Below are 26,501 nucleotides of genomic sequence, written 5' to 3' on the forward strand. Positions count from 1 at the left end.
GCCGGGCATGGCCCGGCGCTGCCTGATGGCGGCAGGCAAAGAAAAAGCGGGCCGAGGCCCGCTTCTTCATTTGCGAAAGCGTGAGGACCAACGGCCCTCACCCACCGCACAATCAGCAATACCGATTATTCGGCGCTGACGGCGTCGCCTTCTTCAACGGCCTTCATCGACAGGCGGATACGGCCCTGCTTGTCCACTTCCAGCACCTTGACCTTGACCACATCGCCTTCCTTCAGCACGTCGCCGACCTTCTCGACGCGGTCGCTGGAGATCTGCGACACGTGCACCAGGCCATCCTTGCCCGGCAGGATGGTGACGAACGCACCGAAGTCCATGATCTTGGCGACCTTGCCTTCGTAGATGCGGCCCGGCTCGACGTCCGAGGTGATCTGCTCGATGCGGGCCTTGGCAGCCTGCGCAGCGATGGCGTTGACCGAAGCGATGACGATGGTGCCGTCATCCTGGATGTCGATCTGGGTGCCGGTTTCCTTGGTGATGGCCTGGATGGTCGAACCACCCTTGCCGATCACTTCGCGGATCTTGTCCGGGTGGATCTTGATGGTCAGCAGGCGCGGCGCGTAGTCCGACAGCTCCTCACGCGGGGCGGTCAGGCCGTGGGCCATTTCGCCCAGGATGTGCAGACGGCCAGCCTTGGCCTGCTGCAGAGCCTGCTTCATGATCTCTTCGGTGATGCCTTCGATCTTGATGTCCATCTGCAGGGCAGAGATGCCCTCGGCGGTACCGGCAACCTTGAAGTCCATGTCGCCCAGGTGATCTTCGTCACCCAGGATGTCGGACAGGACGACGAAGCGATCGCCTTCCTTGACCAGGCCCATGGCGATACCGGCAACCGGGGCCTTCACCGGCACGCCGGCGTCCATCAGGGCCAGCGACGAACCGCAGACCGAGGCCATCGACGAGGAACCGTTCGACTCGGTGATTTCCGAGACGACGCGGATGGTGTACGGGAACGACTCCAGCGACGGCATCACTGCCAGCACGCCGCGCTTGGCCAGACGGCCGTGACCGATCTCGCGACGCTTCGGGCCCATCATGCGGCCGGTCTCACCCACCGAGTACGGGGGGAAGTTGTAGTGGAACAGGAAGTTTTCCTTGTACTCACCAGAGACGGCATCGATGACCTGGCCATCACGGGCGGTGCCCAGGGTGATGGTCACGATGGCCTGGGTCTCACCACGGGTGAACAGCGAGGAACCGTGGGTACGCGGCAGCACGCTGGTCTTCACCGCGATCGGGCGGACGGTGTCCAGCGCACGGCCGTCGATGCGGACCTTGGTGTCCAGCACCGAGTTGCGCATGGTGCTGTATTCCAGCTCGCCGAATTCCTTCGACAGCTCGGCCGGGTTCCAGCCTTCGGCGGCAACGCGGCCGGCCAGCGACTCGACCACGTCCTTCTTGATCGCCGAGATGGCGTCACGGCGCTGCAGCTTGTCACGCACCTGGAAGGCTTCGCCCAGGCGCGGGCCGACCGCTTCCTGCACGGCGCTGATCAGCGCGGTGTTCTTGGCCGGGGCTTCCCAGGTCGACGGCTTGGTGCCGGCTTCGACGGTCAGCTCGTTGATGGCGTTGATGACCTTCTGCATTTCGCGGTGACCGAAGGTCACGGCGCCCAGCATCACGTCTTCGGACAGCAGCGCGGCTTCGGATTCCACCATCAGCACGGCGTTGGCGGTACCGGCAACAACCAGCTCCAGCTGCGAATCCTTCAGCTCGGACACGGTCGGGTTGAGGATGTACTCACCGTCCTTGTAACCGACCTTGGCGGCAGCGATCGGGCCCTTGAACGGGGTGCCGGCCAGCGACAGCGCGGCCGAAGCACCGATCAGTGCCGGGATGTCACCGTCGATCTCCGGGTTCAGCGACATCACCGTGGCGATGATCTGGACTTCGTTCTTGTAATCTTCCGGGAACAGCGGACGGATCGGACGATCGATCAGGCGCGAGATCAGGGTTTCCTTCTCGGTCGCGCGGCCTTCACGCTTGAAGAAGCCACCCGGGATGCGGCCACCGGCGTAGAACTTCTCCTGATAGTCGCAGGTCAGCGGGAAGAAGTCCTGGCCCTCACGCGCGCTCTTGGCGGCAACGGCGGAGACCAGCAGCACGGTGTCGTCGAACTTGACGATGACGGCGCCACCGGCCTGGCGGGCGATTTCGCCAGTCTCAAGCGTGACGGTGTGCTTGCCGTACTGGAAGGTTTTGGTGATTTTTGCCACGGATGGATGTCCTTGGGGATGCTGTCTGCGAATTGGACCGTCGGCGACCCTTGCCGCCAGCGGGTGACCGGATCGTTCCGGCCTGAATCGGGGATTGCGGTGCTACAAAACAAAACCGCGGCGCATCGCTGCGCCGCGGGGGATTCGTTGCTTAGCGACGCAGGCCAAGCTTCTCGATCAGGGCCTTGTAACGCTCGACGTCCTTCTTCTTCAGGTAGTCGAGCAGGCTGCGACGGCGGTTGACCATCTGCAGCAGGCCGCGGCGGCTGTGGTGGTCCTTCTTGTGGGTCTTGAAGTGGCCGGTCAGCAGTTCGATGCGGGCGGTCAGCAGTGCAACCTGGACTTCCGGGGAGCCGGTGTCAGCCGAGCTGCGCTTGTTGTCTTCAATGACCTTCTGGGTGTCGATCGACATTTCTTTTTTCTCAGTGATGCGTGGCCGGCAGGAACGCGCTTCGCGCACCGCCAGGCTCGCCGTGGACTACGAGGATGAAACCTGCGCAAGGCAGGCTGCCGGAAAACGGCCGCGAAATTGTAACGGCCAGGGGGCTCCGGGACAAGGTCCGGGGCTGAACCGGCCTGCCCGGGTCAGAGGTTGAAACGACGCTGCGGCGCCAGCAGCCCGCTGTCATCGACCTGGCCCAGTCCCTGGACAACAGCGTCCGGACCAAACACGGCAACCAGTCCGCGCGGCCAGGACGGATCGCGCTGGCGCTGGCCGACACAGAAGCGGTGGACCTGGTCGACATCCAGCTCAACCCGTGGGTATTCAGCCAGGCCGGCAGCCAGCGGCAGCAGCAGCGCGTCCATGCCGGCCTCGTCGCCCGCCTCGACCATCGCCCGCAGCTGGTCCAGGGTGACCATGGTCGGCTGATGGAAGGGCTCAACCCAGAGCCGGCGCAGCGCACTGATGTGGGCACCGCAGCCCAGGCTTTCACCGAGGTCACGGGCCAGGCTGCGGATGTAGGTGCCCGAGCCACAGGTCACGCGCAGGCGCAACCGCTCCGGCTGCTGCTCCAGCACCTCGATGGCGTGCACCTGGACCTCGCGCTCGGGTGCCTCGATGGCATCCCCGCGGCGGGCCTTCACATACAGCGGTTCACCCCCCTGCTTCAGCGCCGAATAGATCGGGGCACGCTGGCGGATGCTGCCGGTCAGCGCTGCAAGCGCGGCCTGCAGCGCCTCGGCACTGATCTGCGGCACCGGCCGCTGCAGCAGCACCTGGCCCTCGGCATCGTCGGTGTCGGTGGTCTGGCCAAGCACGATCTCGGCGTCATAGGCCTTGGCCGAGCCCAGCAGCAGGCCGGCAATCTTGGTCGCCTCGCCGAAGCACAGCGGCAGCAGGCCGGTGGCCAACGGATCCAGGCTGCCAGTGTGGCCGCCCTTCTCGGCACGGAACAGGCGGCGTGCCACCTGCAGGGCGGCGTTGGAGCTCATGCCGGCGGACTTGTCGAGCAGCAGGATGCCATCCAGGCGGCGGAACTGAATTCGGGTCATGACAGGTACGGGTAGCGCCGGGCCATGCCCGGCGAGCGCGCAGCGCGGTCTGCATCAGACATCGCGCGGCCGGAATGCAACAACGCCGGGCATGCCCGGCGTCGCGCGGTTATTCGTCGTCGCCTTCGCGACGCTTCTCCGCGGCCAGCGTATCGGGCAGGTCGCGCAGGATGTTGTCGATATGCTCACCGCGATCGACCGAGTCGTCGTAGTGGAAATGCAGCTCAGGCACGTGGCGCAGCTTCATCGCCCGGGCCAGGTCCATGCGCAGGCGATAGCCCAGTTCCTTCAGGCCGGCGACGGCTTCGGCCGAACGCTCGGGCATCAGTGCGGTGACGAACACCTTGGCATGGGCCATGTCGCGGGTGATTTCCACGTCGGACACGCTCACCGAGGGCAACCCATGCTCGCGCACGGCGTTGTGCACCAGGGTGCCGAGTTCACGGCGCAGCTGGGCGGAGACACGGTCGGTTCGGTGGAAAGTCTTGGGCACGAGGGACTCTTGGTTCAGTTGTCGCCCGACCAACGGTCGGGCGCTACATCTACATGGTACCCGACCGTTGGTCGGGTTCTACATCATGGCAGGGCCCGACCGTTGGTCGGGCCACTGCACAGCATTACAGGGTGCGCGGCACTTCGATACGCTCGAAGCACTCGATCTGGTCACCCGGCTTGACGTCGTTGTAGGCCTTCACCGCGATACCGCATTCGGTACCGTTGCGGACTTCCTCGACGTTTTCCTTGAAGCGACGCAGCGATTCCAGCTCGCCTTCGAAGATCACCACGCTGTCGCGCAGGACGCGGATCGGCTTGTTGCGCTTGACCACACCCTCGATGACCATGCTGCCGGCCACGGCGCCCAGCTTGGAGCTGCGGAACACGTCGCGGACCTCGGCGATACCGATGATCTCTTCGCGGATCTCCACGCCCAGCAGACCGGAGGCCACCTGCTTCACCTGATCGATCACGTCATAGATGATCGAGAAGTAACGCAGATCCACGCCGTTGGATTCGATGATGCGGCGGGCCGAAGCATCCGCACGCACATTGAAGCCGATGACGGTGGCCTTCGAAGCGGCGGCCGAATTGGCGTCCGACTCGGTGATGCCGCCCACGCCGGAGTGGATCACGTTGATGCGGATGTCTTCGTTGGACAGCGCGACCAGTGCCTGGCTCAGCGCCTGCACCGAACCCTGCACGTCGGCCTTGATGACCAGGTTGAGGACCTGCTGGCCCTCGCCCTTGCCCAGGGTCGCCATGATGTCTTCCATGCGGCTGCCAGCGGTGGCGACCAGGCGCGATTCACGGCGCTTGGTTTCACGCTGCTGGGCAACGTCCTTGGCCAGGCGCTCGTCGTCGACGACGACGAAGTCGTCACCGGCTTCCGGCACGCCGGACAGGCCCAGGACCTGTACCGGGATGGACGGTCCGGCAAACTCCGGCTGCTTGCCGGTTTCGTCGAACAGTGCACGCACGCGGCCGTACTGGATGCCGCACACCAGGTAGTCGCCCTTCTTCAGGCGGCCCTGCTGCACCAGCACCGTCGCGACCGGGCCGCGGCCCTTGTCCAGCGAGGATTCGATGACAACACCATTGGCGCGACCTTCGTCGACAGCCTTCAGTTCCAGCAGCTCGGCCTGTACCGACACCGCGTCCAGCAGGTCGTCGATGCCCAGGCCGGTCTTGGCCGAGATCTCCACCATCTGGATGTCACCACCGAAGTCTTCGGCCACGACCTGCTCGGAGAGCAGTTCGTTCTTGACCCGCATCGGGTCGGCGCCGGACTTGTCGATCTTGTTGATGGCCACGATCAGCGGCACACCCGCCGAACGGGCGTGCTGGATCGCTTCCTTGGTCTGCGGCATGACGCCGTCGTCGGCTGCAACCACCAGCACCACGATGTCGGTCAGCTTGGCACCGCGGGCACGCATCGAGGTGAACGCGGCGTGGCCCGGGGTGTCCAGGAAGCTGATGACGCCCTTCGGCGTATCGACGTGGTAGGCACCGATGTGCTGGGTGATGCCGCCGGCTTCGCCAGTGGCGACCTTGGTACGGCGGATGTAATCCAGCAGCGAGGTCTTGCCGTGGTCGACGTGGCCCATGATGGTGACCACCGGCGGACGCTGCACGGCTTCGCCCTGGTTCTCGCCAGCGGAGGCCAGCAGTGCGTCTTCGGCATCGTTGTCGTTGGCACGAATGGCCTTGTGGCCCAGCTCTTCGGTGACCAGCGCGGCGGTGTCATGGTCGATGGACTGGGTGATGGTGGCCATCACGCCCATCTTGAACAGCGCCTTGACCACCTCGCCGCCCTTCAGCGCGAGCTTCTGCGCCAGGTCGGCCACGGTGATGGTCTCACCGATCGCCACCTCACGCACCACCGGTGCGGTCGGACGCTCGAAGCCGTGCGGACCGGCGTTGTTGCCACCGCGCGACATGTCACGACGGCCACCGGCCTGGTTCCGACTGCCCGGACGACCACGGTTGTTGCTGTTGTTGCTGTTGCCACGACGCGCACGGTCGGCCGCCGACAGATGCATCTGGCCGGCGAAGCGGTCGCCCGGGCCGCGCTCATTGCGCGGCGCGCTGCGGTTGTTGCGATCGTCGCTGCGCGGCGGCGCACCACGCGGCGCGGCCGGGGCTGCAGCGGGCGCACGCGGCGGGCGCGGCGCGGTTTCATCGATGGGTGCACGCACCTTGGGCTGGCTGGCAGCGAGCGCTTCGGCCGCCTTGGCGGCAACCGCAGCTTCCTCGGCCGCCTTCTTCTCGGCCTCGGCACGTTCCTTGGCCGCGACTTCTTCCTCGCGGGCGCGGACGATGGCCTCGTCACGCAGGCGGTCCTTCTCGGCCAGCGCCTGCTGCTCGGCAAGGTTGCGCGCACGCGACTCTTCCAGCTTGCGCAGGATGTCGGCGCGCTCTTCGTCCGGGGTCATCGCGCGACCACCATCAGCCTTGACGTAGGTACGCTTCTGGCGCACCTCGACGTTCACGGTCGTCTTGCTGCGACCGGAATTGACCGTCACTTCCTGCTGCTTCCGACGGTTGAGCGTGATCTTCTTTGCAGACTGATCAGTCTCTTCCGGGGCCTGCTCGGGCTTGCCGTGCGAACGACGGAGGAAGCCCAGAAGCTTCACTTTTTCAGAACTGGTCACGACCTGGTCGGGACCGCTGAACTTCATGCCGGCACCGGCCAGCTGTTCCAGCAGTTTTTCGACCGGCGTGTTGACCAGTTCGGCAAGCTTGCGGATGGTGGTTTGCTGCGACATTCGGATCCTATGATCTTGTGGGCGCCCCCCCGCATCTGGAGGTGGCGCGGATTCTACGCCCTGATCGGCTCAGGGCCCTGTTCATTGCCGGCTCATTCGCCGCGTTCCAGTCGGGCGATCTCCTCGGCACGCGCGGCCAGGATCAGCGCAGCGGCGCGCGCCTGGTCCAGCCCTTCGATGCCGAAGTCCATGACCTCGTCGGCGGCCAGGTCGGACAACTCCTCGCTGGTGCGCACGCCGTGGCCGGCCAGCGCATACGCGGTGGCTTCGTCCATGCCCTTCAGGGACAGCAGGTCCTGCGCCGGCTGGCCGTCTTCAAGGCCTTCCTCGACTGCCAGGGCCTCATTGAGCAGCGCATCGCGGGCACGAGCGCGCAGCTCTTCGACGATGTCCTCGTCGAAACCTTCCACGGCCAGCAGTTCGCCGACCGGTACATATGCGATTTCCTCGACGGTGCCGAAGCCTTCGCTGACCAGGATGCCGGCGATTTCCTCGTCCACTTCCAGCTTGTCCATGAACAGCTGGCGGGCCGAAGCCTGCTCGGCCTCCGACTTGGCGGTGACCTGGTCCTGGGTCATCACGTTGAGCTGCCAGCCGGTCAGGCGGCTGGCCAGGCGCACGTTCTGGCCGCCCTTGCCGATCGCCTGGGCCAGGCGGTCTTCCGCCACGGCCAGGTCCATCGAATGCTTGTCTTCATCGACGATGATCGACTGCACTTCAGCCGGTGCCATCGCATTGATGACGAAGTTGGCCGGATTGTCGTTCCACAGCACGATGTCCACGCGCTCGCCATTGAGCTCGTTGGACACGGCCTGCACGCGCGAACCGCGCATGCCGATGCAGGCACCGATCGGATCGGTGCGCTGGTCGTGGGCGAGCACGGCGATCTTGGCGCGGTCACCCGGATCACGGGCACAGGCCTTGATTTCCACCAGCCCCTGGCCGACTTCCGGCACTTCCAGCTTGAACAGCTCGATCATGAATTCCGGGGCGGCGCGGCTGATGAACAGCTGCGGGCCACGCGGTTCCGAGCGCACTTCGGCCAGGTAGCCGCGCACGCGGTCACCGGCGCGCAGCACGTCGCGCGGAATGCCCTTGTCCTTCGGAATGAAGCCTTCGGCGTTGCCGCCCAGGTCGACATAGATGTTGCCGCGCTCGGCGCGCTTGACCACGCCGGTGATCAGCTCGCCGACACGGTCCTTCCATGCATCCACGACCTGCTGGCGCTCGGCTTCGCGCACGCGCTGCACGATCACCTGCTTGGCAGCCTGGGCGGCGATGCGGCCGAAATCCGGGTTTTCGATCTGCTCTTCGATGTAATCGCCGACGTCCACGCCTTCGGCTTCGTCGACGGCATCCATCAGGCGGATCTGGCGATCCGGCGATTCCATGACCACGTCATCGGCCACCACTTCCCAGCGGCGGAAGGTTTCGTAGCTGCCATCCTTGTGGTCGATGACCACGCGGGTCAGCACTTCCTCGTCGGGATAGCGCTTCTTCGCTGCCGAGGCCAGGGCGGCCTCGATGGCATCGAAGATCACTTCACGCGGCACGCCCTTCTCGTTGGCGACTGCGTCGACTACCAGCAACAGTTCCTTGCTCATTGGCTCACTCCGCGCGCGGCTTCTTTGCCGCCGGCTCGTTGGAAGAAGAATTCGTTTTCGGCTTCGGACGCTTCGGTGCCGGACCGGTCGGCTTGCTCGGGGCGAGCCCCAGCGCGACCCAGTCGGGCATGATCCGTGCCTTGTCGATGTTGTCCGCCGACACGACCACTTCGGCCTTGTCGACAATGAAGGTGATGGCGCCCGCGGCTTCGTCGATCGCCTCGATGCGGCCCTGCAGGCGACGACGGTTGTCCTGCGGCAGCTTCAGCGTGACCTTGGCCGATTCGCCGAGGTGGCGGCCGAACTGTTCCAGATTGAACAGCGGACGATCGACACCCGGCGAAGACACTTCCAGCGTGTAGTTGCCGCTGATCGGGTCTTCGACGTCCATCTGTGCCGACACTTCGCGGCTGACCCGCTCGCAGTCGTCGACATTGATGATGCGCTCCGGCTGCTCAGCCAGCGGCACGTCGATGTAAAGGCGCAGGGTCGCACCGCCGGGGGCCGGCAGATACTCAACGCCCAGCAGCTCCAGGCCCAGCGACACAACGGTCGGGGCGAGCAGATTCGCGATGTCGGTTGCCTTGTCGCTCACAGCCTGCCTTGATCTCTTGGTTGGGTGCCGGCCTTGGCCGGCGTGGAAACATGACGCCCCGGAAACGACAAAGGGCCCGCTGGGCCCCTTTTCCGGAAAGACTCCGGTGACTGGATTCCGGTTGCAACCTGCATTGCCTGCCGGTTGCGGCCCTCCTTCCGGGTGTGGACTCCCGCTGGGAGGCCGCCTTCAGGGGTACTGCTAGGCCGCTGATGATAGCGACTGCACCGCGCTGGTGCAAGGCTTGGACCACCCTTGAACCTGCCGCTGCGCTCGCCGGGCATGGCCCCGCGGATCGAGCGGAAGCACAAAAGAAAAACGCCTTCGAAGCAGGACTTCGAAGGCGCATTCTTTACTTGGTAGCGGGGGCAGGATTTGAACCTGCGACCTTCGGGTTATGAGCCCGACGAGCTGCCAGACTGCTCCACCCCGCATCAGAAGCGGAATTATGAGGCATAGCTTCAAAACATGCAAGCTTTTCCTCATTCATCAAACCGGTTGGCGCCGATATGAAGTTGGTAGCGGGGGCAGGATTTGAACCTGCGACCTTCGGGTTATGAGCCCGACGAGCTGCCAGACTGCTCCACCCCGCACCGGAAGTGTTTGAACTGCTGCCCCTCTCTGGCGAGGGAGGCGCCCTGCAACGATGTTCTGGCTGAACCGCTGCAGTGACAACTCAGGCTGCGCATATTACACGAATCGCGCAGCTTTGTGTCAACTTTTATGCAATATGCGCAAATGCCTTCTGGCACCAGATCATGATCGGGTTCCAGGCCAGGCCCAGCGCCAGCAGCGCCAGTGCGTTCACGCCCAGCACCAGGCCCAGCACGCGGTCGTTGCTTCGCGGCATGGCCTCGCCCACCGGCTCATCGAAGTACATGACCTTGATGACGCGCAGGTAGTAGAAGCAGCCGACCACGGCACACAGCACGCCCAGGATGGCCAACCACAGCAGGCCACCGTTGATGGCTGCGCCCAGCACCGCCAGCTTGGTCCAGAAGCCCAGGAACGGCGGGATGCCAGCCAGCGACGCCATGATGCACAGCACCAGACCGGCCATCCACGGGTTGCGGGCATTCAGGCCCTTGAAGTCTTCGATGTTCTCGGCTTCGAAACCGGCACGCGACAGCGCGATGATCGCACCGAAGGCCGCGGTCGACATGATGGCGTAAGCCAGTGCGTAGAACAGCGCCGCGGCATAGCCCTGCGAACCGCCACCAGCAATGCCCATCAGCAGGAAGCCGATGTGCGAAACGGTGGAGAACGCCAGCATGCGCTTGAGGTTGCTCTGCGCGATGGCCATCAGGTTGCCGATCACCAGCGAGACCGCGGCCAGGCCGGCAATCAGCAGCTGCAGTTCGGCCGACAGCGGGCCCACGCCCATCTCCAGCAGGCGGTAGGCCATGCCGAAGGCAGCCAGCTTCGGTGCCGAGCTGATGAACAGCGCGATCGGTGCCGGAGCCCCCTGGTAGACGTCGGGCAGCCACATGTGGAACGGCGCGGCACCCAGCTTGAAGGCAACGCCGGCGATCATGAACACCGCACCGGTGATCAGCAGCACGCGCTCTTCCGAGTGCGGGATGGCCTCACGGATCACGTCCAGGTGCAGGCTGCCGGTGGCGCCGTAGATCAGCGACATGCCGTACAGCAGCAGACCCGAGGCCAGCGAGCCGAGCACGATGTACTTCATCGCCGCTTCCGAGGCCAGGCCATTCTCACGGTTGCTGGCAACCAGCGCGTAGGAGCACAGCGCCAGCAGTTCCAGGCCCAGATAGACCATCAGCAGGCTGCCGGCCGAGACCAGGATCATCATGCCGGCGGTGCCGAACAGGATCAGCACGGGGATCTCGCCCTGGAACAGGTTGCGGTCACGCAGGTAGCGCCAGCCATAGACCAGGGTCAGGCCGCTGAGCAGAACGATCCCGGTCTTCATCACGTCTGCGGCGGTATCGCGCACGAACATGCCATGGAAGACCTCCCCCTGCCCGCCCACGCCGGTGGCCAGCATGAACAGCACCACGGCCAGCGCAGCGAGCGAGAACAGGTGGGTGACGAGCTTGTTCCGGTTGCTGACGAACAGGTCGAGGATCATCAGGGCGAAGGCGCTGCCGATCAGCACCAGCTCGGGGGCGAGCGGTGGCAGGTCAGCGGCGGTCAATGGCAGCAGCGGCGAGGTGGTCATCATCAAATCCTGGAATTACAGCAGCTTGCTGGATGCGATCTGCATCGCCAGCTTCGCGATCGAGGGCTCCATCAGGTCGGTCAGCGGCTTGGGGTAGATGCCCAGGGCCAGCACGCCGATGGCGAACACGCCCAGCACCAGCCATTCGCGACCGTTGATGTCCTTCAGTTCGGCAACATGGCTGTTGGCCACTTCACCGAAGAAGATGCGCTTGTACAGCCACAGGGTGTAGGCGGCGCCGATGATCAGGGTGGTGGCCGCGCCCAGCGCGATCCAGGGATTACGCTGGAAGGCCGCGAGGATGACCATGAACTCGCCGACGAAACCGCTGGTGCCCGGCAGGCCTGCGTTGGCCATGAAGAACAGCATGGCGAAGGTGGCAAACCAGGGCATCACGTTGACCACGCCGCCGTAATCGGCGATGCGGCGGCTGTGCATGCGGTCGTACAGCACGCCCACGCTGGAGAACATCGCGCCGGACACGAACCCGTGCGAGATCATCTGCACCATCGCGCCCTGCAGGCCCAGGCGGGCGGCATCGGCGTTGCCGGCTTCGCGCACCAGCCACAGGGCGATGAAGGTACCCAGGGTGACAAAGCCCATGTGCGCGATCGACGAATAGGCGATCAGCTTCTTCATGTCGTCCTGCACCAGCGCGACCAGGCCGACGTAGATCACCGCGATCAGCGACAGCGCGATCACCAGCCAGGCCCATTCCTGCGACGCGTCCGGGACGATCGGCAGGTTGAAGCGCAGGAAGCCGTAGCCACCGATCTTCAGGGCGATGGCGGCCAGGATCACCGAACCGGCGGTCGGCGCTTCCACGTGGGCGTCAGGCAGCCAGGTGTGGACCGGGAACATCGGCACCTTGACCGCGAAGGCGATCAGGAAGGCGAAGAAGATCCAGGTCTGTTCCTTGGCCGACAGCGGCAGCGCGTACAGGTCGGCCAGCTGGAAGCTGCCGCCCTTCATGTACAGGTAGATCAGCGCCACCAGCATCAGCACCGAGCCGAGGAAGGTGTACAGGAAGAACTTCAGCGCGGCGTAGATGCGGCGCGGGCCGCCCCAGACACCGATGATCAGGAACATCGGGATCAGCATCGCTTCGAAGAACACGTAGAACAGCATCGCGTCCGTTGCGGCGAAGATACCGACGGTGACACCTTCCAGGATCAGGAAGGCCGCCACGTACTGGTTGACGCGCTTGTCGATCGCGCTCCAGGCACCGATCAGGGCAAGCACGCTGACCAGCGTGGTCAGCAGGATCAGCGCCACGGCAATGCCGTCCACGCCCAGGTTGTAGCCGATCTTGTACGCCGGGATCCAGGCATGGGTCTCGACGAACTGCATGCCGTCGACACCCGCGTTGTAGCCGCTCAGCAGCGAGAGGCTCGCCACGAAGGTCAGCACGGCGACGCCCAGGGACGCCCAGCGGGCGGTCTGCGCATCACGGATCGCAAGGATCAGGGCACCACCGATGATCGGCAGCCAGATGAGGACACTGAGTAGAGGCCAGTTCGACACGTCTTCTTATTCCGTACAGGTCATCAACGCAGGTAATGCATCAGCACGCCCAGAAGGGCAATCAGGCCGATGATCATCGCGAAGGCGTAGTGATAGAGGAAACCGGATTGGGTACGACGCAGCACGCCGGCTGCAACGTCCACAACACGTGCCGAAAGATTGACCACGCCATCGACGATGTTGCTGTCGATCCAGCGCGAGACCTTGCCCAGCTTGACACCGCCACCAGCAAAGCCATCGATCCACAGCTTGTCGAAGCCGTACTTGTTTTCCAGCACCGACACCAGCGGAGCAAAGGTCTTGCGCGCCTTGCCCGACAGGTCCGGCTTCCACAGGTAGAACAGCGCGGCCAGCAGGAAGCCTGCCAGGGTCAGCCAGAACGGCGGCAGCATCATGCCGTGCAGCGCGAACGCGACCGGGCCATGGAACTCCTCACCGAGGAAGGCAACGGTGTTCTTGGCCGGATCGTAGAAGTCCACGACACCGGTGAAGAACGTCTGTGCCTGGCCCTTGATCGCCGCGTGAGCGTGATTACCCGCCCAGTCGGTACCGTGCAGCATTGGACCGATGCTGAAGAAACCGATGGCGATCGACGGGATGGCCAGCAGGATCAGCGGCAGGGTCACCACCCACGGGGTTTCGTGCGGCTCATGCGGACCGTGGCCATGGCCGTGGTCGTCATGGTGCGCGTCGCCATGATGCGCATCAGCAGCGTGGTGATCGTCATGGCCATGGCCATGATCGTCATTGTGCGCGTCGCGGAAGCGCTCCTTGCCATGGAAGGTCATGAACAGCAGGCGGAAGCTGTAGAAGCTGGTCACCAGCACGCCACCCAGCACAGCCCAGTAGCCATAGGTGGCCACCCAGCTGTTCTGCATGTGGGCGTGGATCTCGGCCGCTTCGATGATGGTGTCCTTCGAGTAGAAACCGGAGAAGAACGGCGTACCGACCAGGGCCAGGGTACCGATCCACATGGTGACGAAGGTGATCGGCATGTACTTGCGCAGGCCGCCCATCTTGCGCATGTCCTGCTCATGGTGCATCGCGATGATGACCGAACCGGCACCCAGGAACAGCAGCGCCTTGAAGAAGGCGTGGGTCATCAGGTGGAACACGGCCGCCGAATAGGCCGACACGCCCAGTGCGACGGTCATGTAGCCCAGCTGCGACAGCGTGGAGTACGCGACGACGCGCTTGATGTCGTTCTGCACGATGCCGATCAGGCCGGTGAAGAAGGCCGTGGTGGCACCGATGAACAGGATGAAGTTCAACGCGGTCTGCGACAGCTCGAACAGCGGCGACATGCGGGTGACCATGAAGATACCGGCGGTCACCATCGTCGCGGCGTGGATCAGTGCCGAAATCGGGGTCGGGCCTTCCATCGAGTCCGGCAGCCACACGTGCAGCGGGACCTGGGCCGACTTGCCCATGGCACCGATGAACAGGCAGATGCAGATGACGGTGGCGATCGACCAGATCACCGGCTCGTTCAACAGCTGCATGCCGAACATGGTGCCGTCCCAGATCTGCAGCTGGGCGCGCGGGTCGGCCAGCATGCCGGCCTGCGAGAACACCTGCGAGTAATCCAGGGTACCGAACACCCACAGCACGCCGGCAATGCCGAGCAGGAAGCCGAAGTCACCGACGCGGTTGACCAGGAACGCCTTCATGTTGGCGAAGATCGCGGTCGGGCGCTTGAACCAGAAGCCGATCAGCAGGTACGACACCAGGCCCACCGCTTCCCAGCCGAAGAACAGCTGCAGGAAGTTGTTGCTCATCACCAGGGTGAGCATCGAGAAGGTGAACAGCGAGATGTAGCTGAAGAACCGCTGGTAGCCCGGATCGTCCTGCATGTAGCCGATCGTGTAGATGTGGACCAGCAGCGACACGAAGGTCACCACCACCATCATCATCGCGGTCAGCTTGTCGACCATGAAGCCGACATGGGCCGAGTACTGGCCGACTTCGAAGAACGTGTAGATGTTCTGGTTGAACGGTTGCGCACCGCCCCACAGCAGCTGGTAGAGCGTGTACATCGACAGGCCGCAGGCCACCGCGACGCCGAGGATGGTGATGGTCTGCGCACCGAAGCGCTTGACCTGGCGACCGAACAGGCCGGCGATGATGCTGCCGAACAGCGGTGCAAGCACCACTGCGATCAACAGACTCTTGGAGAGAGTGATTTCCATCTGTGGATCAGCCCTTCAACGAATCGACTTCGCCGACATTGATCGTGCGTCGGGTACGGAACAGGGTCACCAGGATCGCCAGGCCGATGGCGGCTTCCGCGGCGGCGACGGTCAGGATGAAGAACACGAACAGCTGGCCGGACGGATCGCCCAGCTGACGCGAGAAGGCGACGAAATTGACGTTCACCGACAACAGCATCAGCTCGATCGACATCAACAGGACGATGACGTTCTTCCGGTTGAGGAAGATGCCGGCCAGGCTGATGGCGAACAGCACCGCGCCAAGCGCAAGCATGTGGCCAAGGGTAATCACGGCTGGGTCTCCTCGCCGGTGGCCGGCTTGCTGTTGCTGTGCACGACCGGCGCTTCGGCGTCCATCTTGACCATGCGCAGGCGCTGGCCGGCCTTGACCATGGTCTGCTCGCCCGGGTTCTGGCTCTTCACGCCGGTACGGCGACGCAGGGTCAGCATCACGGCGGCCACCACGGCCACGGTCAGGATGACCGCAGCGAACTCGAACGGCAGCAGGTACTCGGTGAACAGCGTACGGGCCAGCCAGGTGACGTTGGAGCTGTCGGCGGCGAGCGCGGCGGCGTTGTCGGCCGGGAACGGGGTGACCGCCCTGCCCTTCACGCCGATCAGGATCAGCATCTGCACCAGCATCGCCACGGCGACGATCAGGCCGACCGGCAGGTAGCGCACCCAACCCTCACGCAGCTTGGTGGGATCGATGTCGAGCATCATCACCACGAACAGGAACAGCACCATCACAGCGCCGACATACACCAGCACCAGTGCCACGCCGAGGAACTCGGCGCCGACCAGCAGCCACACGCAGGCGATGGAGAAGAAGGTCAGCACCAGACACAGAACGGCATGCACCGGATTGCGCACGCTGATCACCGCACCGGCCGAAACCGTTGCCGCGATGGCGAAGACCCAGAAAGCGATATTTACCCAATCCATCTCTCGACCTCAGCGGTAAGCGGCATCGGCGGCGCGACGCTCGGCGATCTCGGATTCGAGACGGTCGCCCAGGGCCAGCAGCTGCGGCTTGGTAACGATGTTTTCGCCACGATTCTCGAAGTGGTACTCGAGGATGTGGGTTTCGACGATCGAGTCCACCGGGCAGCTTTCTTCACAGAAGCCACAGAAGATGCACTTGAACAGATCGATGTCATAGCGCGTGGTACGGCGGGTGCCGTCCTCGCGCTTGGCCGAGTCGATGGTGATGGCCAATGCAGGGCACACCGCTTCGCACAGCTTGCAGGCGATGCAGCGCTCTTCACCGTTGGGGTAACGGCGCAGGGCGTGCAGGCCACGGAAGCGCGGCGACTGCGGGAACTTCTCCATCGGGTACATCATCGTGTACTTGGGCTTGAAGCTGTACTTCAGCGTCAGCCAAAGGCCGCCCAGCAGTTCGAGCAGCAGAAGGCTCTTGAAGTAATGGGTAATCCTGTTCATCACTTAGACGCCCTTTTGAATCACGCCGAAGAACACCATGACGGCGGTAACCGCGATCCACAGAATGGCCAGCGGGATGAAGACCTTCCAGCCCAGGCGCATGATCTGGTCATAGCGGAAGCGCGGGAAGCTGGCACGGAACCAGATGTAGGCACTGGCGAAGAAGAACACCTTGACGAACAGCCACGGTGCACCGCCCATCCAGATCCAGTCGACCAGCGGCGAGATATCGCCCGGGTTGACCCAGCCCTGGATCGGGCTCAGCCAGCCGCCGAGGAAGAAGATCGAGATCAGGAAGCTGATCAGGATCATGTTGGCGTATTCGGCCAGGAAGAACAGCGCGAACGCACCGCCCGAGTACTCAACCATGTGGCCGGCGACGATTTCCGATTCACCTTCCACCACGTCGAACGGCGCGCGGTTGGTTTCGGCAACGCCCGACACCCAGTAGATGACGAACAGCGGGAACAGCGGCAGCAGGAACCAGTCGAAGAAACCGGAATTGCCGGCCTGCGCCATCACGATGTTGCTCAGGTTCAGGCTGCCCGACGCGATCATCACGCCGACCAGGGCGAAGCCCATGGCGATTTCGTAGCTGATCATCTGCGCCGAGGCACGCATCGCACCCAGGAACGCATACTTCGAGTTGGATGCCCAACCGGCCAGAATGATGCCGTAGATGCCCAGCGAGGTCATCGCCAGCAGGTACAGCAGGCCGGCGTTGGCGTTGGACAGCACGATCTGCGAATCGAAGGGGACCACCGACCAGGCCGCGAAGGCCGGAGCCAAGGTGATCAGCGGTGCCAGCAGGTAGATCGCCTTGTTGGCGCTGCTCGGCTGGACCACTTCCTTGAACAGCAGCTTGAAGACGTCGGCGAAGGCCTGGAAGATGCCCATGCCCACGTACATCGGGCCGTGGCGGACGTGCATCCAGCCGATCAGCTTGCGTTCCCAGACCACGTAGAAGGCCACCGAGATGATCACCGGAACGGTGATCACCAGGATCTTCAGGATGATCCAGATCAGCGCGCCGATGTCACCGAGGCCAAGCAGCCACTGGTGCAGCGGGTCGACCGCGTTCAACAGCAATTCGTTCATGCAGCCACCACCGTTACGCGAGCGGCACCCAGCGGCGCAGTCGCGCCGTGGCCCGATTCAATCCAGACCGAACCCGCAGCGACGCGGGCGTCGATCACCACCGGCAGGGTGGCCTTGCCGGCATCGGTGCCGACCTTGGCCATCTGCCCTTCCTGCAGCTGCAGGCGAGCGGCGTCTTCAGCGTTCAGCACGATGCGCGGCGCGTTGTTGAGCGGATGCGACTGCAGCGCCGGGGCGCGACGGACCACCGCATCGGTGCGGTAGATCGCGGCGGTCGAAGCCACTTCCAGGCCTTCACCGGCAACCACCGGCTGCGCCGAAGCGGCAACGGTGACCGACACCGGGGCCAGGCTGGCACGCAGGCCGGCCAGGTCGGTGAAGTCGAAACCGGCCAGCGCCATGTCGCCGCCCAGTGCGCGCAGCACGCGCCAGCCCTCACGGGCCTCGCCCGGCAGCTTGCCGCCGGCACGGGCCGACTGCTCGCGACCATCGAGGTTGGTCAGGGTGGCGTCGATTTCCGGCAGCGCACCGATCGGCAGGATGACGTCGGCAACGTCGCGGGTGGAGACGCAGGCGAACTGGCTGAAGGCCACCACCTTGGCACCGACCAGCGCCTTGCGCGCGGCGGGAGCGTCAGCGAAGTCCAGACCCGGCTCCAGGCCGTACACCACGTAGGCCTGGCGCGGTTGCGCCAGCATCTCGGCGACGTCCTTGCCGGCCGGCAGCACGCCGGCGCGGGTCAGGCCAACGGCGTTGGCACCCTGCGGAATGCGGCACAGCTTGGCACCGGTGGCGGCGGCGAACTCACGCGCAGCGGCGCGGATCGCGGCAGCCTGCGGATGGTTTTCAGCGATGCCACCGACGATCAGCACGGTGTTGTTGCCGCCCTGCACCGCCGAACGCAGCTCGGCGTTGGCCAGCGCGTCGACGAACTTCGACGGCGCGACGATCTGCTTGCCGGCGATGCTGAAGGCGAAGTCGAAGTCCACCGGATTGACGACGTGGATCTTCGCCCCATTGGTGGTCTGCGCCTTGCGCAGGCGAGCGTGCAGCAGCGGCAGTTCGTGGCGGATGTTGCTGCCCAGAACGACGATGCGGTCGGCGCCTTCGATCTCGGCGAGCGGCAGGCCGAACACTTCAGCGGTTGCAGCGTCGGAGAAATCGCGGTTGTTGATGCGGTGGTCGATGTTGCTCGAGCCCAGGCCCTTGGCCAGGCGGGCCAGCAGCGCGCCTTCCTCGTTCGAGGTCGACGGGTGCACCAGCACGCCCAGGTTGTCGCCCTGGTTGGCCTTGAGGATCTCGGCAGCGGCGGCCAGGCCTTCGGCCCAGCTCACTTCCTTCCACTCGCCATTGACCTTGCGCAGCGGCTTGACCGCACGATCTTCGCTGTACAGGCCCTGGTGCGAGTAGCGGTCACGGTCGGACAGCCAGCACTCGTTCACGGCTTCGTTGTCGCGCGGCACGGTGCGCAGCACTTCGCCGCGACGCACGTGCAGGAACAGGTTCGAACCCATCGCGTCGTGGTAGCCCAGCGATTCGCGCGCGGTCAGTTCCCACGGACGGGCGCGGAACTGGAACACCTTGTTGGTCAGCGCGCCGACCGGGCAGACGTCGACGACGTTGCCCGACAGCTCGGTGGTCAACGGCTTGCCGTCGAAGGTACCGATCTGCAGGTTCTCACCGCGGTACATGCCACCCAGTTCATAGGTACCGGCAACGTCGGCGGTGAAGCGGACGCAGCGGGTGCACTGGATGCAGCGGGTCATCTCGGTGGCGACCAGCGGGCCCATGTCCTCGTCCGGCACCACACGCTTGCGCTCGTTGAAGCGGCTGACCGAACGGCCATAGCCCAGCGACACGTCCTGCAGCTCGCACTCGCCGCCCTGATCGCAGATCGGGCAATCCAGCGGATGGTTGATGAGCAGGAACTCCATCACCGAGCGCTGGAACTTCAGTGCCTTCTCGCTGCGGGTGGCGACCTTCATGCCATCCATCACCGGGGTGGCACAGGCCGGCGCCGGCTTCGGCGACTTTTCAACGTCCACCAGGCACATGCGGCAGTTGGCGGCGATCGGCAGCTTCTCGTGATAGCAGAAGCGCGGAATCGAAATGCCGGCCTTGTCGGCGGCCTGGATGATCATCGAACCCTTGGGTACGACCAGCGACTTGCCATCGATCTCGATGGTCACGTGATCCGGTGGCACGCTCGGGTTTACGGGTTGCGCGCTCATGCGGCGGCTGCCTCCACCTTCTTGCCGTCAACCATCGAATGACCGTTGACGATGTAGTACTCGAATTCGTCCCAGAACTGGCGCAGGAAGCCCTGGATGGGCCATGCAGCCGCTTCACCGAACGCACAGATGGTGTGGCCTTCGATCTGGCCGGCCACCGCCTTCAGCTGGTGCAGGTCTTCCATCGTGGCCTTGCCGGCCACGATGCGCTCCAGCACGCGGTGCATCCAGCCGGTACCTTCACGGCACGGGGTGCACTGGCCACAGGATTCCTTGTGGAAGAACTGGCTGATGCGGCAGGCGAACTTGACGCAGCAGACGCTGTCGTCGAGCACCACGATCGCACCCGAACCCAGGCCGGAGCCCAGCGCACGGATGGTGTCGTAGTCCATCGGCAGGTCCTTCAGCTCGGCCGCGGTCAGCACCGGCATCGACACGCCGCCCGGGATCGCGCCCTTCAGGGTGCGGCCCGGACGCAGGCCACCAGCCATCTGCAGCAGATCGTGGAAGGTGGTGCCCAGCGGCACTTCGAAGTTGCCGCCATTCTGCACGCAGCCGGACACCGAGAAGCACTTCGGGCCGCCGTTGGCGGTCAGGCTCAGGCCCTTGAACCACTCCGGACCGTTGCGGATGATCGCCGGCACCGAACCGTAGGTTTCGGTGTTGTTGATCGTCGACGGCTTGCCGTACAGGCCAAAGTTGGCCGGGAACGGCGGCTTGTAGCGCGGCTGGCCCTTCTTGCCTTCCAGCGATTCCATCAGTGCGGTTTCTTCGCCGCAGATGTACGCGCCGGCACCCAGCGCACCGTAGATGTCGATGTCCACGCCCGAGCCCATCACGTTCTTGCCCAGCCAGCCGTTTGCATAGGCGTCGGCCAGGGCCTGCTCGAAGTGCTCGAACGGCTCGTGGTGGAACTCACCGCGCAGGTAGTTGTAACCCACGGTCGAACCGGTGGCGTAGCAGGCGATCGCCATGCCTTCCACCACCGAATGCGGGTTGTAGCGCAGGATGTCGCGGTCCTTGCAGGTGCCCGGCTCGGATTCGTCCGAGTTGCAGAGGATGTACTTCTGCATGTTGCCCTTGGGCATGAAGGACCACTTCAGGCCGGTCGGGAAGCCCGCGCCGCCACGGCCGCGCAGGCCCGAGGCCTTGACCATCTCGATGACCTGCTCCGGCGGGATCTTCTCTTCGAGGATCTTGCGCAGGGCGGCATAGCCACCAGTCTTCAGGTAGCTTTCGTACGACCACGGGGTGTCGTAATGCAGGGTGGTGTAGACCACCTGGTGCGGCAGCGGCGCAGGACCGACCGGCCCCTTGGATTCGTGGTGATGTGCCATGCCCTTACTCCAGCCCGTCCAGCAGCTCGTCGACCTTTTCCAGGGTCAGACGCTCATGGTAATGACCGTTGATGACCATCATCGGTGCGCCACCGCAGCCTGCCAGGCACTCTTCCTCGCGCTTGAGGTAGACGCGGCCGTCCGCGGTCGATTCACCGTGCTTGATGCCCAGCTTCTTCTCGCAATGGCGGACGATGTCCTCGGCGCCATTGAGCCAGCAGCTGATGTTGGTGCAGATGGCCACGTTGTTGCGGCCCACCTTCTCGGTCTCGAACATCGAGTAGAAGCTGGCGACCTCGTAGGCCCAGACCGGCGGCAGGTCCAGGTACTTGGCCACGCCGGCGATCAGCTCGTCGGTCAACCAGCCCTCGTTCTGCTCCTGGGCCGCGTGCAGGCCCTGCAGCACGGCAGAGCGCTTGCGGTCCGGCGGGAACTTGGACAGCCAGTGATCGATGTGAGCGCGCGTCTTGTCGCTCAGCACCACCATCGGGTCGACGTCGCGCGCCGCCTCGAAATTACCTGTCGCCTTCATCGGCCGACCTCAGCGAAATGCATAACGTGAAATTGCAGAAACTGCGGCGCCGGCTTGCGCCGGCTGCCTGCAGCGGGCGTTGGCGTGGCGGACGGCATTACCGGTCAACCTCGCCGAACACCAGGTCGTAGGTGCCGATCATCGCCACCACGTCGGCCAGCATGTGGCCGCGCACGATCGAGTCGATCGAGGACAGGTGGGCGAAGCCCGGCGCGCGAAGGTGCACGCGGAACGGCTTGTTGGCGCCATCGGAGACCAGGTAGCAGCCGAACTCGCCCTTCGGGGCTTCAACGGCGGCGTAGGTTTCACCGGCAGGCACGCAATAGCCTTCGCTGAACAGCTTGAAGTGGTGGATCAGCGCTTCCATGTCGTCCTTCATGTCCTCGCGCTTGGGCGGAGCGACCTTGAAGTTCTTCACCATCACCGGGCCCGGGTTGGCCTTCAGCCACGCCACGCACTGCTTGATGATGCGGTTGGACTCGCGCATTTCGGCGATGCGGACCAGGTAACGGTCGTAGCAGTCGCCTTCCTTGCCCAGCGGGATGTCGAAATCGACGGCATCGTACTTGGCGTACGGGCGCTTCTTACGCAGGTCCCAGGCAACGCCCGAGCCGCGCAGCATCACACCGGTCATGCCCCACTGGTGGGCCAGTTCGGGCGTCACCACGCCAATGCCGACGGTACGCTGCTTCCAGATACGGTTGTCGGTCAGCAGGGTCTCGTATTCGTCGACACGACCCGGGAATTCGTTGGTGAAGTTCTCCAGGAAGTCCAGCAGCGAACCTTCGCGCGCGGCGTTGAGGTTCTTCAGGGCCTTGCCCTTGTGCCAGCGCGATTCCTTGTACTTCGGCATGTGGTCCGGCAGGTCGCGGTAGACACCGCCCGGACGGTAGTACGCCGCGTGCATGCGCGCGCCGGAGACCGCTTCATAGCAGTCCATCAGCTCTTCACGCTCGCGGAAGGCGTACAGCATCACCGCCATTGCGCCCAGATCGAGGGCGTTGGAACCCAGCCACATCAGGTGGTTGAGGATGCGGGTGATTTCATCGAACAGGGTACGGATGTACTGCGCACGCTCCGGCGCCTCGATCCCCATCAGGGTCTCGATCGAGCGCACGTAGGCGTGCTCGTTGCACATCATCGACACGTAATCCAGGCGATCCATGTAGCCGATCGACTGGTTGAACGGCTTGGACTCGGCCAGCTTTTCTGTACCACGGTGCAGCAGACCCACGTGCGGGTCGGCGCGCATGATGGTTTCGCCGTCCATTTCCAGGATCAGGCGCAGCACACCGTGGGCGGCCGGATGCTGCGGGCCGAAGTTCATGGTGTAGTTGCGGATTTCCTGCCGGCTCTCGGCCGGGCTGCTGGCGAATGCTTCGCCGGCCTGGTGTACGTGGCTCACTTCACTGCCTCCTGCGCGCGCTCACCTTCTGCGGTCTGCAGGCGGGCGTCGTCGCGGATCACGCGCGGCACGCCGACACGCGGCTCCACCGAGGTGACCGGTTCGTAGATCACGCGCTTCTTTTCTTCGTCGTAGCGGACTTCGACATTGCCGATCAGCGGGAAGTCCTTGCGGAACGGATGACCGACGAAACCGTAATCGGTCAGGATCCGGCGCAGGTCCGGGTGGCCTTCGAAGATCACGCCGTACAGGTCGAACGCTTCGCGCTCGAACCAGTTCAGGCCCGGCCAGATGCCGGTCAGCGAGGACACCACCGGCAGCGCTTCGTCAGGGGCGAAGCAGCGCAGGTGCATCATCAGGTTGTGCTGGTACGAACGCAGCTGGGCGACCACGGCGAAACGCTGGGTCGGCATGTGCTGCGGGCGGGCGCCGTCGGCACCGTTTTCCTCGGTGGGGAACTCGCCCCACGCGAAACGGCCCTGGGCCTTGCCTTCGACACCACGGCTGAAGCCCTGCGAGGACACATCGGCGGTGTCCCACTCATCGGAGCCATAACCGAGATAGTCGACGCCGCAGAGATCGACGGCCTGTTCGAAACCAAACTCGTCACGCAGCGCCAGGGCGGTGGCGTGCCACTCGGCGGCAGGCACTTCCAGCGTCACTTCGCCGCGGGGTTCGACCACGATGACCTTCGCACCTGCGAAACGTGCGGAGAGTCGGTCGATGAAGGATGCTTGCTCTGCCATGGGGGCTTGGCGCGCTCTTGTCAGGTGAAGGGGTCAGCGGGCGATGGTCTGTGTACGCCAGATCTTCTTCTGCAGCTGCAGGATCCCGTACACCAGCGCCTCGGCGGTCGGCGGGCAGCCCGGGACATAGACGTCCACCGGCACCACGCGATCACAGCCGCGCACCACAGAATAGGAATAGTGGTAGTAACCACCGCCGTTGGCGCAGCTGCCCATCGAGATGACCCACTTCGGGTCTGGCATCTGGTCGTAGACCTTGCGCAGCGCCGGGGCCATCTTGTTGACCAGGGTACCGGCCACGATCATCACGTCGGACTGACGCGGCGACGGACGGAACACCACGCCGTAGCGGTCAAGGTCCAGGCGCGCGGCACCGGCATGCATCATCTCGACCGCACAGCAGGCCAGGCCGAAGGTCATCGGCCACATCGAGCCGGTACGCGCCCAGTTCAGCAGTGCGTCGACGCTGGTGGTGACGAAGCCCTTTTCCAGCAGCGGGTTGTCGCCTTCCGGCCGCAGGATGTCATCAACCCGGCCTTCCGGCGTCGGATTGTTCATGAGGCCATCGAGAGTCTGAATCACTCCCATTCCAGCGCTCCCTTCTTCCAGACGTAAATGAAACCGAGGAACAGCATGCCGACGAACAGGCCCATGGTGATGAGCGAACGCGCGCCCAGCTCCATGAAGACCTGGGTCCACGGCACGATGAAGATGATTTCCAGGTCGAAGACAATGAACTGGATCGCGATCAGGTAGTAGCGCACGTCGAACTTCATGCGCGCGTCTTCGAAGGCTTCGAAGCCGCACTCGTACGGCGACAGCTTTTCCAGATCGGGGCGGCGGGGACCGAGGAATCGGCCAACCAGCATCAGCGTAATGCCGATACCGGTGGCAACGATCAGAAACAGCAGAGACGGCAAATATTCGGCCAGCACAGCGATTCTCTCTTGCCTCTGCCGCTGCGCCTGCAGGCGCTTTGGCATGGGGGAGTGGACGGGAATCTGCCTGGCACCTTGCGCGCCAGACGAACCCGCTTTACTTACAAATGGTGCCCAAGAGGGGACTCGAACCCCTACGACCTAAGTCGCTACCACCTCAAGGTAGTGCGTCTACCAATTCCGCCACCTGGGCAAACGATCACATCAGACTATCTTCCCGATGCGCCGCGTATTGTAACCGGCTTCAGTGTTTCTGGGAGCCTTCCGAAGGCTTTTCTTCACCAGAAACCGAAGATTCCGCCTGAGCCGGCACAGTTGCGGCCGGAACCGGGGCGGCCGGGACCGCATCGGCCTTCGGAACGGCCGGCAATTCGCCCGCCGGGGCCGCCGGAGCGGTCACCGCCGGGGCGGACATCAGACCCAGATCCTGCTCGGCCGCCGGACGGGTGCCGTGACCGGCATACCAGGCCATGAAGAGGCTGATGCCGAAGAACATGACTGCCAGCCACTTGGTGGACTTGGACAGGAAATTCGAAGCGCCGCGCGCACCGAACACCGTACCCGAGGCACCGGCGCCAAAGCCCGAACCCGCCGCCGCACCCGAACCACGCTGCATCAGGATCAGCGCGATCATGGCCACAGCGACCAGCACGTAGACGACATTGAGGATCAACATCAGCATTGAAAACCGCCCTCGGACAATACTTCTAGGATTAGTTCGCGGCCGCCGCCCGTGCGATGGCCAGGAAGTCCGCGGCCACCAGGGAGGCGCCACCGACCAGCCCACCATCGACATCCGGCTGCGCGAACAGTTCCCCGGCATTGTCGGGCTTCACGCTACCGCCGTAAACAATGGGCAGTGAATCAGCGATTCTAGCATCGATACGCGCGACTTCGCCACGGATGAACGCGTGCACTTGCTGCGCCTGCTCCTTACTGGCGGTACGGCCGGTACCGATGGCCCAGACCGGCTCGTAGGCAACCACGGCCTTGGCGAAGCCTGCCGCACCGACCCGTTCCAGCACCGGCGCCAGCTGGCTGGCGATGACCGCCTCGGTCTGCCCCGCTTCGCGCTGCTCCAGGGTCTCACCCACGCACAGCACCGGCACCAGGCCGGCATGCTGGGCGGCGGCGAACTTGCGGGCAACCAGCTCGCTGCTTTCATGGTGGTACTGGCGGCGCTCGGAGTGGCCGACCAGGCCATAGCGGGCACCGACCTCGCCCAGCATCGCCGCGCAGACCTCGCCGGTATAGGCCCCCTTCTCGTTGCTGCTCACGTCCTGCGCGCCAAAGGCAAGACCGGTTTCGCCGAAGTCCTCGACCAGCTCCCCCAGGTACGGCAACGGCGGCAGGATCACCACGTCCACCCCCTCCAGCGGCAGCCCGGCGGCCACCTGCCCCAGCAGTTCATTGGCGAATTGACGGCTGCCATGCAGCTTCCAGTTTCCGGCGACGATCTTGCGGCGCATGAGCGGGTAGCTCCTGTGTGAAGTCAGCCGGTCATGATACCCGTTACGGCAAAAATCCGTTTCCTTGTAAGCGGTTACATGGATTTTCAGCCAACGGCGCAGCCCCTCGTGGCGGGGTGGGGTTGGTCGCGGAGAGCCCCGGCTGGATTTGTGGGGTTGGCCGGGCGGGTGGGACTGGCGAGGGACGCCGTGAACC

Annotated in this window: 23 protein-coding genes and 3 tRNA genes; all 26 read right to left on the bottom strand. The window is 64.4% G+C overall.

Going from position 1 to position 26,501, the window contains the following annotated elements; genetic code table 11:
• Positions 1-125: 125 nt before the first annotated feature.
• The 26 genes from pnp to tpiA all read right to left on the bottom strand — a co-directional run bounded on the left by pnp (position 126) and on the right by tpiA (position 26,305).
• Positions 126-2,234, bottom strand: a complete 2,109-nt coding sequence (gene pnp, locus DI041_RS18215) for a polyribonucleotide nucleotidyltransferase (protein ID WP_046983968.1) — start codon at positions 2,232-2,234, stop codon at positions 126-128.
• A 151-nt stretch (positions 2,235-2,385) separates the two neighbouring features.
• A complete protein-coding gene (gene rpsO / locus DI041_RS18220; protein ID WP_005410445.1) occupies positions 2,386-2,646 on the bottom strand; it encodes a 30S ribosomal protein S15 in 261 nt (86 codons plus the stop codon).
• A gap of 173 nt (positions 2,647-2,819) precedes the next feature.
• Positions 2,820-3,728, bottom strand: coding sequence for a tRNA pseudouridine(55) synthase TruB (gene truB, locus DI041_RS18225; protein WP_136639761.1), 909 nt, complete (start codon positions 3,726-3,728; stop codon positions 2,820-2,822).
• A 109-nt stretch (positions 3,729-3,837) separates the two neighbouring features.
• Entirely contained in the window at positions 3,838-4,221 is a 384-nt protein-coding gene (gene rbfA, locus DI041_RS18230; protein ID WP_012511702.1) for a 30S ribosome-binding factor RbfA, read from the bottom strand.
• Positions 4,222-4,345: 124 nt separating this feature from the next.
• On the bottom strand, positions 4,346-6,991 hold the full coding sequence (infB, locus tag DI041_RS18235) for a translation initiation factor IF-2 (RefSeq protein ID WP_046983970.1): 2,646 nt from the start codon (positions 6,989-6,991) through the stop codon (positions 4,346-4,348).
• 92 nt (positions 6,992-7,083) lie between these two features.
• Positions 7,084-8,595, bottom strand: coding sequence for a transcription termination factor NusA (gene nusA / locus DI041_RS18240; RefSeq protein WP_006381058.1), 1,512 nt, complete (start codon positions 8,593-8,595; stop codon positions 7,084-7,086).
• A 4-nt stretch (positions 8,596-8,599) separates the two neighbouring features.
• Entirely contained in the window at positions 8,600-9,190 is a 591-nt protein-coding gene (gene rimP / locus DI041_RS18245; protein WP_006381060.1) for a ribosome maturation factor RimP, read from the bottom strand.
• Between the two features lie 357 nt (positions 9,191-9,547).
• A tRNA-Met gene (locus DI041_RS18250) sits at positions 9,548-9,624 on the bottom strand.
• A gap of 82 nt (positions 9,625-9,706) precedes the next feature.
• Positions 9,707-9,783 (bottom strand) — tRNA-Met (locus DI041_RS18255).
• A gap of 128 nt (positions 9,784-9,911) precedes the next feature.
• Positions 9,912-11,372 (bottom strand): NADH-quinone oxidoreductase subunit NuoN, encoded by a 1,461-nt coding sequence (gene nuoN / locus DI041_RS18260; protein ID WP_136639760.1) that lies wholly within the window; start codon positions 11,370-11,372, stop codon positions 9,912-9,914.
• A gap of 15 nt (positions 11,373-11,387) precedes the next feature.
• Positions 11,388-12,896, bottom strand: coding sequence for an NADH-quinone oxidoreductase subunit M (locus tag DI041_RS18265; protein ID WP_006381122.1), 1,509 nt, complete (start codon positions 12,894-12,896; stop codon positions 11,388-11,390).
• A 23-nt stretch (positions 12,897-12,919) separates the two neighbouring features.
• Positions 12,920-15,085, bottom strand: a complete 2,166-nt coding sequence (gene nuoL, locus DI041_RS18270; RefSeq protein WP_046983972.1) for an NADH-quinone oxidoreductase subunit L — start codon at positions 15,083-15,085, stop codon at positions 12,920-12,922.
• Between the two features lie 7 nt (positions 15,086-15,092).
• On the bottom strand, positions 15,093-15,398 hold the full coding sequence (gene nuoK / locus DI041_RS18275) for an NADH-quinone oxidoreductase subunit NuoK (RefSeq protein WP_006381125.1): 306 nt from the start codon (positions 15,396-15,398) through the stop codon (positions 15,093-15,095).
• Positions 15,395-16,051, bottom strand: coding sequence for an NADH-quinone oxidoreductase subunit J (locus tag DI041_RS18280; protein ID WP_046983973.1), 657 nt, complete (start codon positions 16,049-16,051; stop codon positions 15,395-15,397). Before DI041_RS18280 ends, nuoK begins: the two co-directional genes overlap by 4 nt.
• 9 nt (positions 16,052-16,060) lie before the next feature.
• A complete protein-coding gene (nuoI, locus tag DI041_RS18285; protein ID WP_006381128.1) occupies positions 16,061-16,549 on the bottom strand; it encodes an NADH-quinone oxidoreductase subunit NuoI in 489 nt (162 codons plus the stop codon).
• A gap of 3 nt (positions 16,550-16,552) precedes the next feature.
• Complete coding sequence (gene nuoH, locus DI041_RS18290; protein ID WP_136639759.1) at positions 16,553-17,647, bottom strand: NADH-quinone oxidoreductase subunit NuoH; 1,095 nt, start codon at positions 17,645-17,647, stop codon at positions 16,553-16,555.
• Positions 17,644-19,878 carry an NADH-quinone oxidoreductase subunit NuoG gene (nuoG, locus tag DI041_RS18295; RefSeq protein ID WP_046983975.1) on the bottom strand — a complete coding sequence of 745 codons (2,235 nt, stop codon included), beginning with the start codon at positions 19,876-19,878 and terminating at the stop codon, positions 17,644-17,646. Before nuoG ends, nuoH begins: the two co-directional genes overlap by 4 nt.
• A complete protein-coding gene (nuoF, locus tag DI041_RS18300; RefSeq protein ID WP_012511708.1) occupies positions 19,875-21,215 on the bottom strand; it encodes an NADH-quinone oxidoreductase subunit NuoF in 1,341 nt (446 codons plus the stop codon). Before nuoF ends, nuoG begins: the two co-directional genes overlap by 4 nt.
• 4 nt (positions 21,216-21,219) lie before the next feature.
• Positions 21,220-21,747 carry an NADH-quinone oxidoreductase subunit NuoE gene (gene nuoE / locus DI041_RS18305; RefSeq protein ID WP_012511709.1) on the bottom strand — a complete coding sequence of 176 codons (528 nt, stop codon included), beginning with the start codon at positions 21,745-21,747 and terminating at the stop codon, positions 21,220-21,222.
• 97 nt (positions 21,748-21,844) lie between these two features.
• Positions 21,845-23,152, bottom strand: a complete 1,308-nt coding sequence (locus tag DI041_RS18310) for an NADH-quinone oxidoreductase subunit D (protein ID WP_046983976.1) — start codon at positions 23,150-23,152, stop codon at positions 21,845-21,847.
• Complete coding sequence (locus DI041_RS18315) at positions 23,149-23,898, bottom strand: NADH-quinone oxidoreductase subunit C (protein WP_005410462.1); 750 nt, start codon at positions 23,896-23,898, stop codon at positions 23,149-23,151. The genes DI041_RS18310 and DI041_RS18315 overlap by 4 nt, the downstream gene beginning before the upstream one ends.
• A gap of 33 nt (positions 23,899-23,931) precedes the next feature.
• Positions 23,932-24,486: a NuoB/complex I 20 kDa subunit family protein gene (locus DI041_RS18320; RefSeq protein WP_005410463.1), complete on the bottom strand. Its 555-nt coding sequence runs from the start codon at positions 24,484-24,486 to the stop codon at positions 23,932-23,934.
• Positions 24,477-24,833 (bottom strand): NADH-quinone oxidoreductase subunit A, encoded by a 357-nt coding sequence (locus tag DI041_RS18325; protein ID WP_008265012.1) that lies wholly within the window; start codon positions 24,831-24,833, stop codon positions 24,477-24,479. The genes DI041_RS18320 and DI041_RS18325 overlap by 10 nt, the downstream gene beginning before the upstream one ends.
• A 111-nt stretch (positions 24,834-24,944) precedes the next feature.
• Positions 24,945-25,029: transfer RNA gene (locus DI041_RS18330), tRNA-Leu, on the bottom strand.
• A gap of 51 nt (positions 25,030-25,080) precedes the next feature.
• Positions 25,081-25,518 (bottom strand): preprotein translocase subunit SecG, encoded by a 438-nt coding sequence (secG, locus tag DI041_RS18335; RefSeq protein WP_136639758.1) that lies wholly within the window; start codon positions 25,516-25,518, stop codon positions 25,081-25,083.
• Between the two features lie 31 nt (positions 25,519-25,549).
• Positions 25,550-26,305: a triose-phosphate isomerase gene (tpiA, locus tag DI041_RS18340; protein ID WP_136639757.1), complete on the bottom strand. Its 756-nt coding sequence runs from the start codon at positions 26,303-26,305 to the stop codon at positions 25,550-25,552.
• Positions 26,306-26,501 lie beyond the last annotated feature (196 nt).

Source organism: Stenotrophomonas maltophilia (genome assembly GCF_004920835.1).
Lineage (GTDB): Bacteria > Pseudomonadota > Gammaproteobacteria > Xanthomonadales > Xanthomonadaceae > Stenotrophomonas > Stenotrophomonas maltophilia_AQ.

Coding starts and splice junctions, on each gene's coding strand:
- nuoG (WP_046983975.1), bottom strand. CDS start 19,878: ATGAGCGCGCAACCCGTAAACCCGAGCGTGCCACCGGATCACGTGACC.
- DI041_RS18320 (WP_005410463.1), bottom strand. CDS start 24,486: ATGGGAGTGATTCAGACTCTCGATGGCCTCATGAACAATCCGACGCCG.
- secG (WP_136639758.1), bottom strand. CDS start 25,518: ATGCTGATGTTGATCCTCAATGTCGTCTACGTGCTGGTCGCTGTGGCC.
- nuoE (WP_012511709.1), bottom strand. CDS start 21,747: ATGAAGGCGACAGGTAATTTCGAGGCGGCGCGCGACGTCGACCCGATG.
- nusA (WP_006381058.1), bottom strand. CDS start 8,595: ATGAGCAAGGAACTGTTGCTGGTAGTCGACGCAGTCGCCAACGAGAAG.
- nuoN (WP_136639760.1), bottom strand. CDS start 11,372: ATGACCACCTCGCCGCTGCTGCCATTGACCGCCGCTGACCTGCCACCG.
- nuoH (WP_136639759.1), bottom strand. CDS start 17,647: ATGAACGAATTGCTGTTGAACGCGGTCGACCCGCTGCACCAGTGGCTG.
- nuoF (WP_012511708.1), bottom strand. CDS start 21,215: ATGGCACATCACCACGAATCCAAGGGGCCGGTCGGTCCTGCGCCGCTG.
- tpiA (WP_136639757.1), bottom strand. CDS start 26,305: ATGCGCCGCAAGATCGTCGCCGGAAACTGGAAGCTGCATGGCAGCCGT.
- DI041_RS18315 (WP_005410462.1), bottom strand. CDS start 23,898: ATGGCAGAGCAAGCATCCTTCATCGACCGACTCTCCGCACGTTTCGCA.
- nuoI (WP_006381128.1), bottom strand. CDS start 16,549: ATGAACAGGATTACCCATTACTTCAAGAGCCTTCTGCTGCTCGAACTG.
- infB (WP_046983970.1), bottom strand. CDS start 6,991: ATGTCGCAGCAAACCACCATCCGCAAGCTTGCCGAACTGGTCAACACG.
- DI041_RS18280 (WP_046983973.1), bottom strand. CDS start 16,051: ATGGATTGGGTAAATATCGCTTTCTGGGTCTTCGCCATCGCGGCAACG.
- truB (WP_136639761.1), bottom strand. CDS start 3,728: ATGACCCGAATTCAGTTCCGCCGCCTGGATGGCATCCTGCTGCTCGAC.
- nuoL (WP_046983972.1), bottom strand. CDS start 15,085: ATGGAAATCACTCTCTCCAAGAGTCTGTTGATCGCAGTGGTGCTTGCA.
- rpsO (WP_005410445.1), bottom strand. CDS start 2,646: ATGTCGATCGACACCCAGAAGGTCATTGAAGACAACAAGCGCAGCTCG.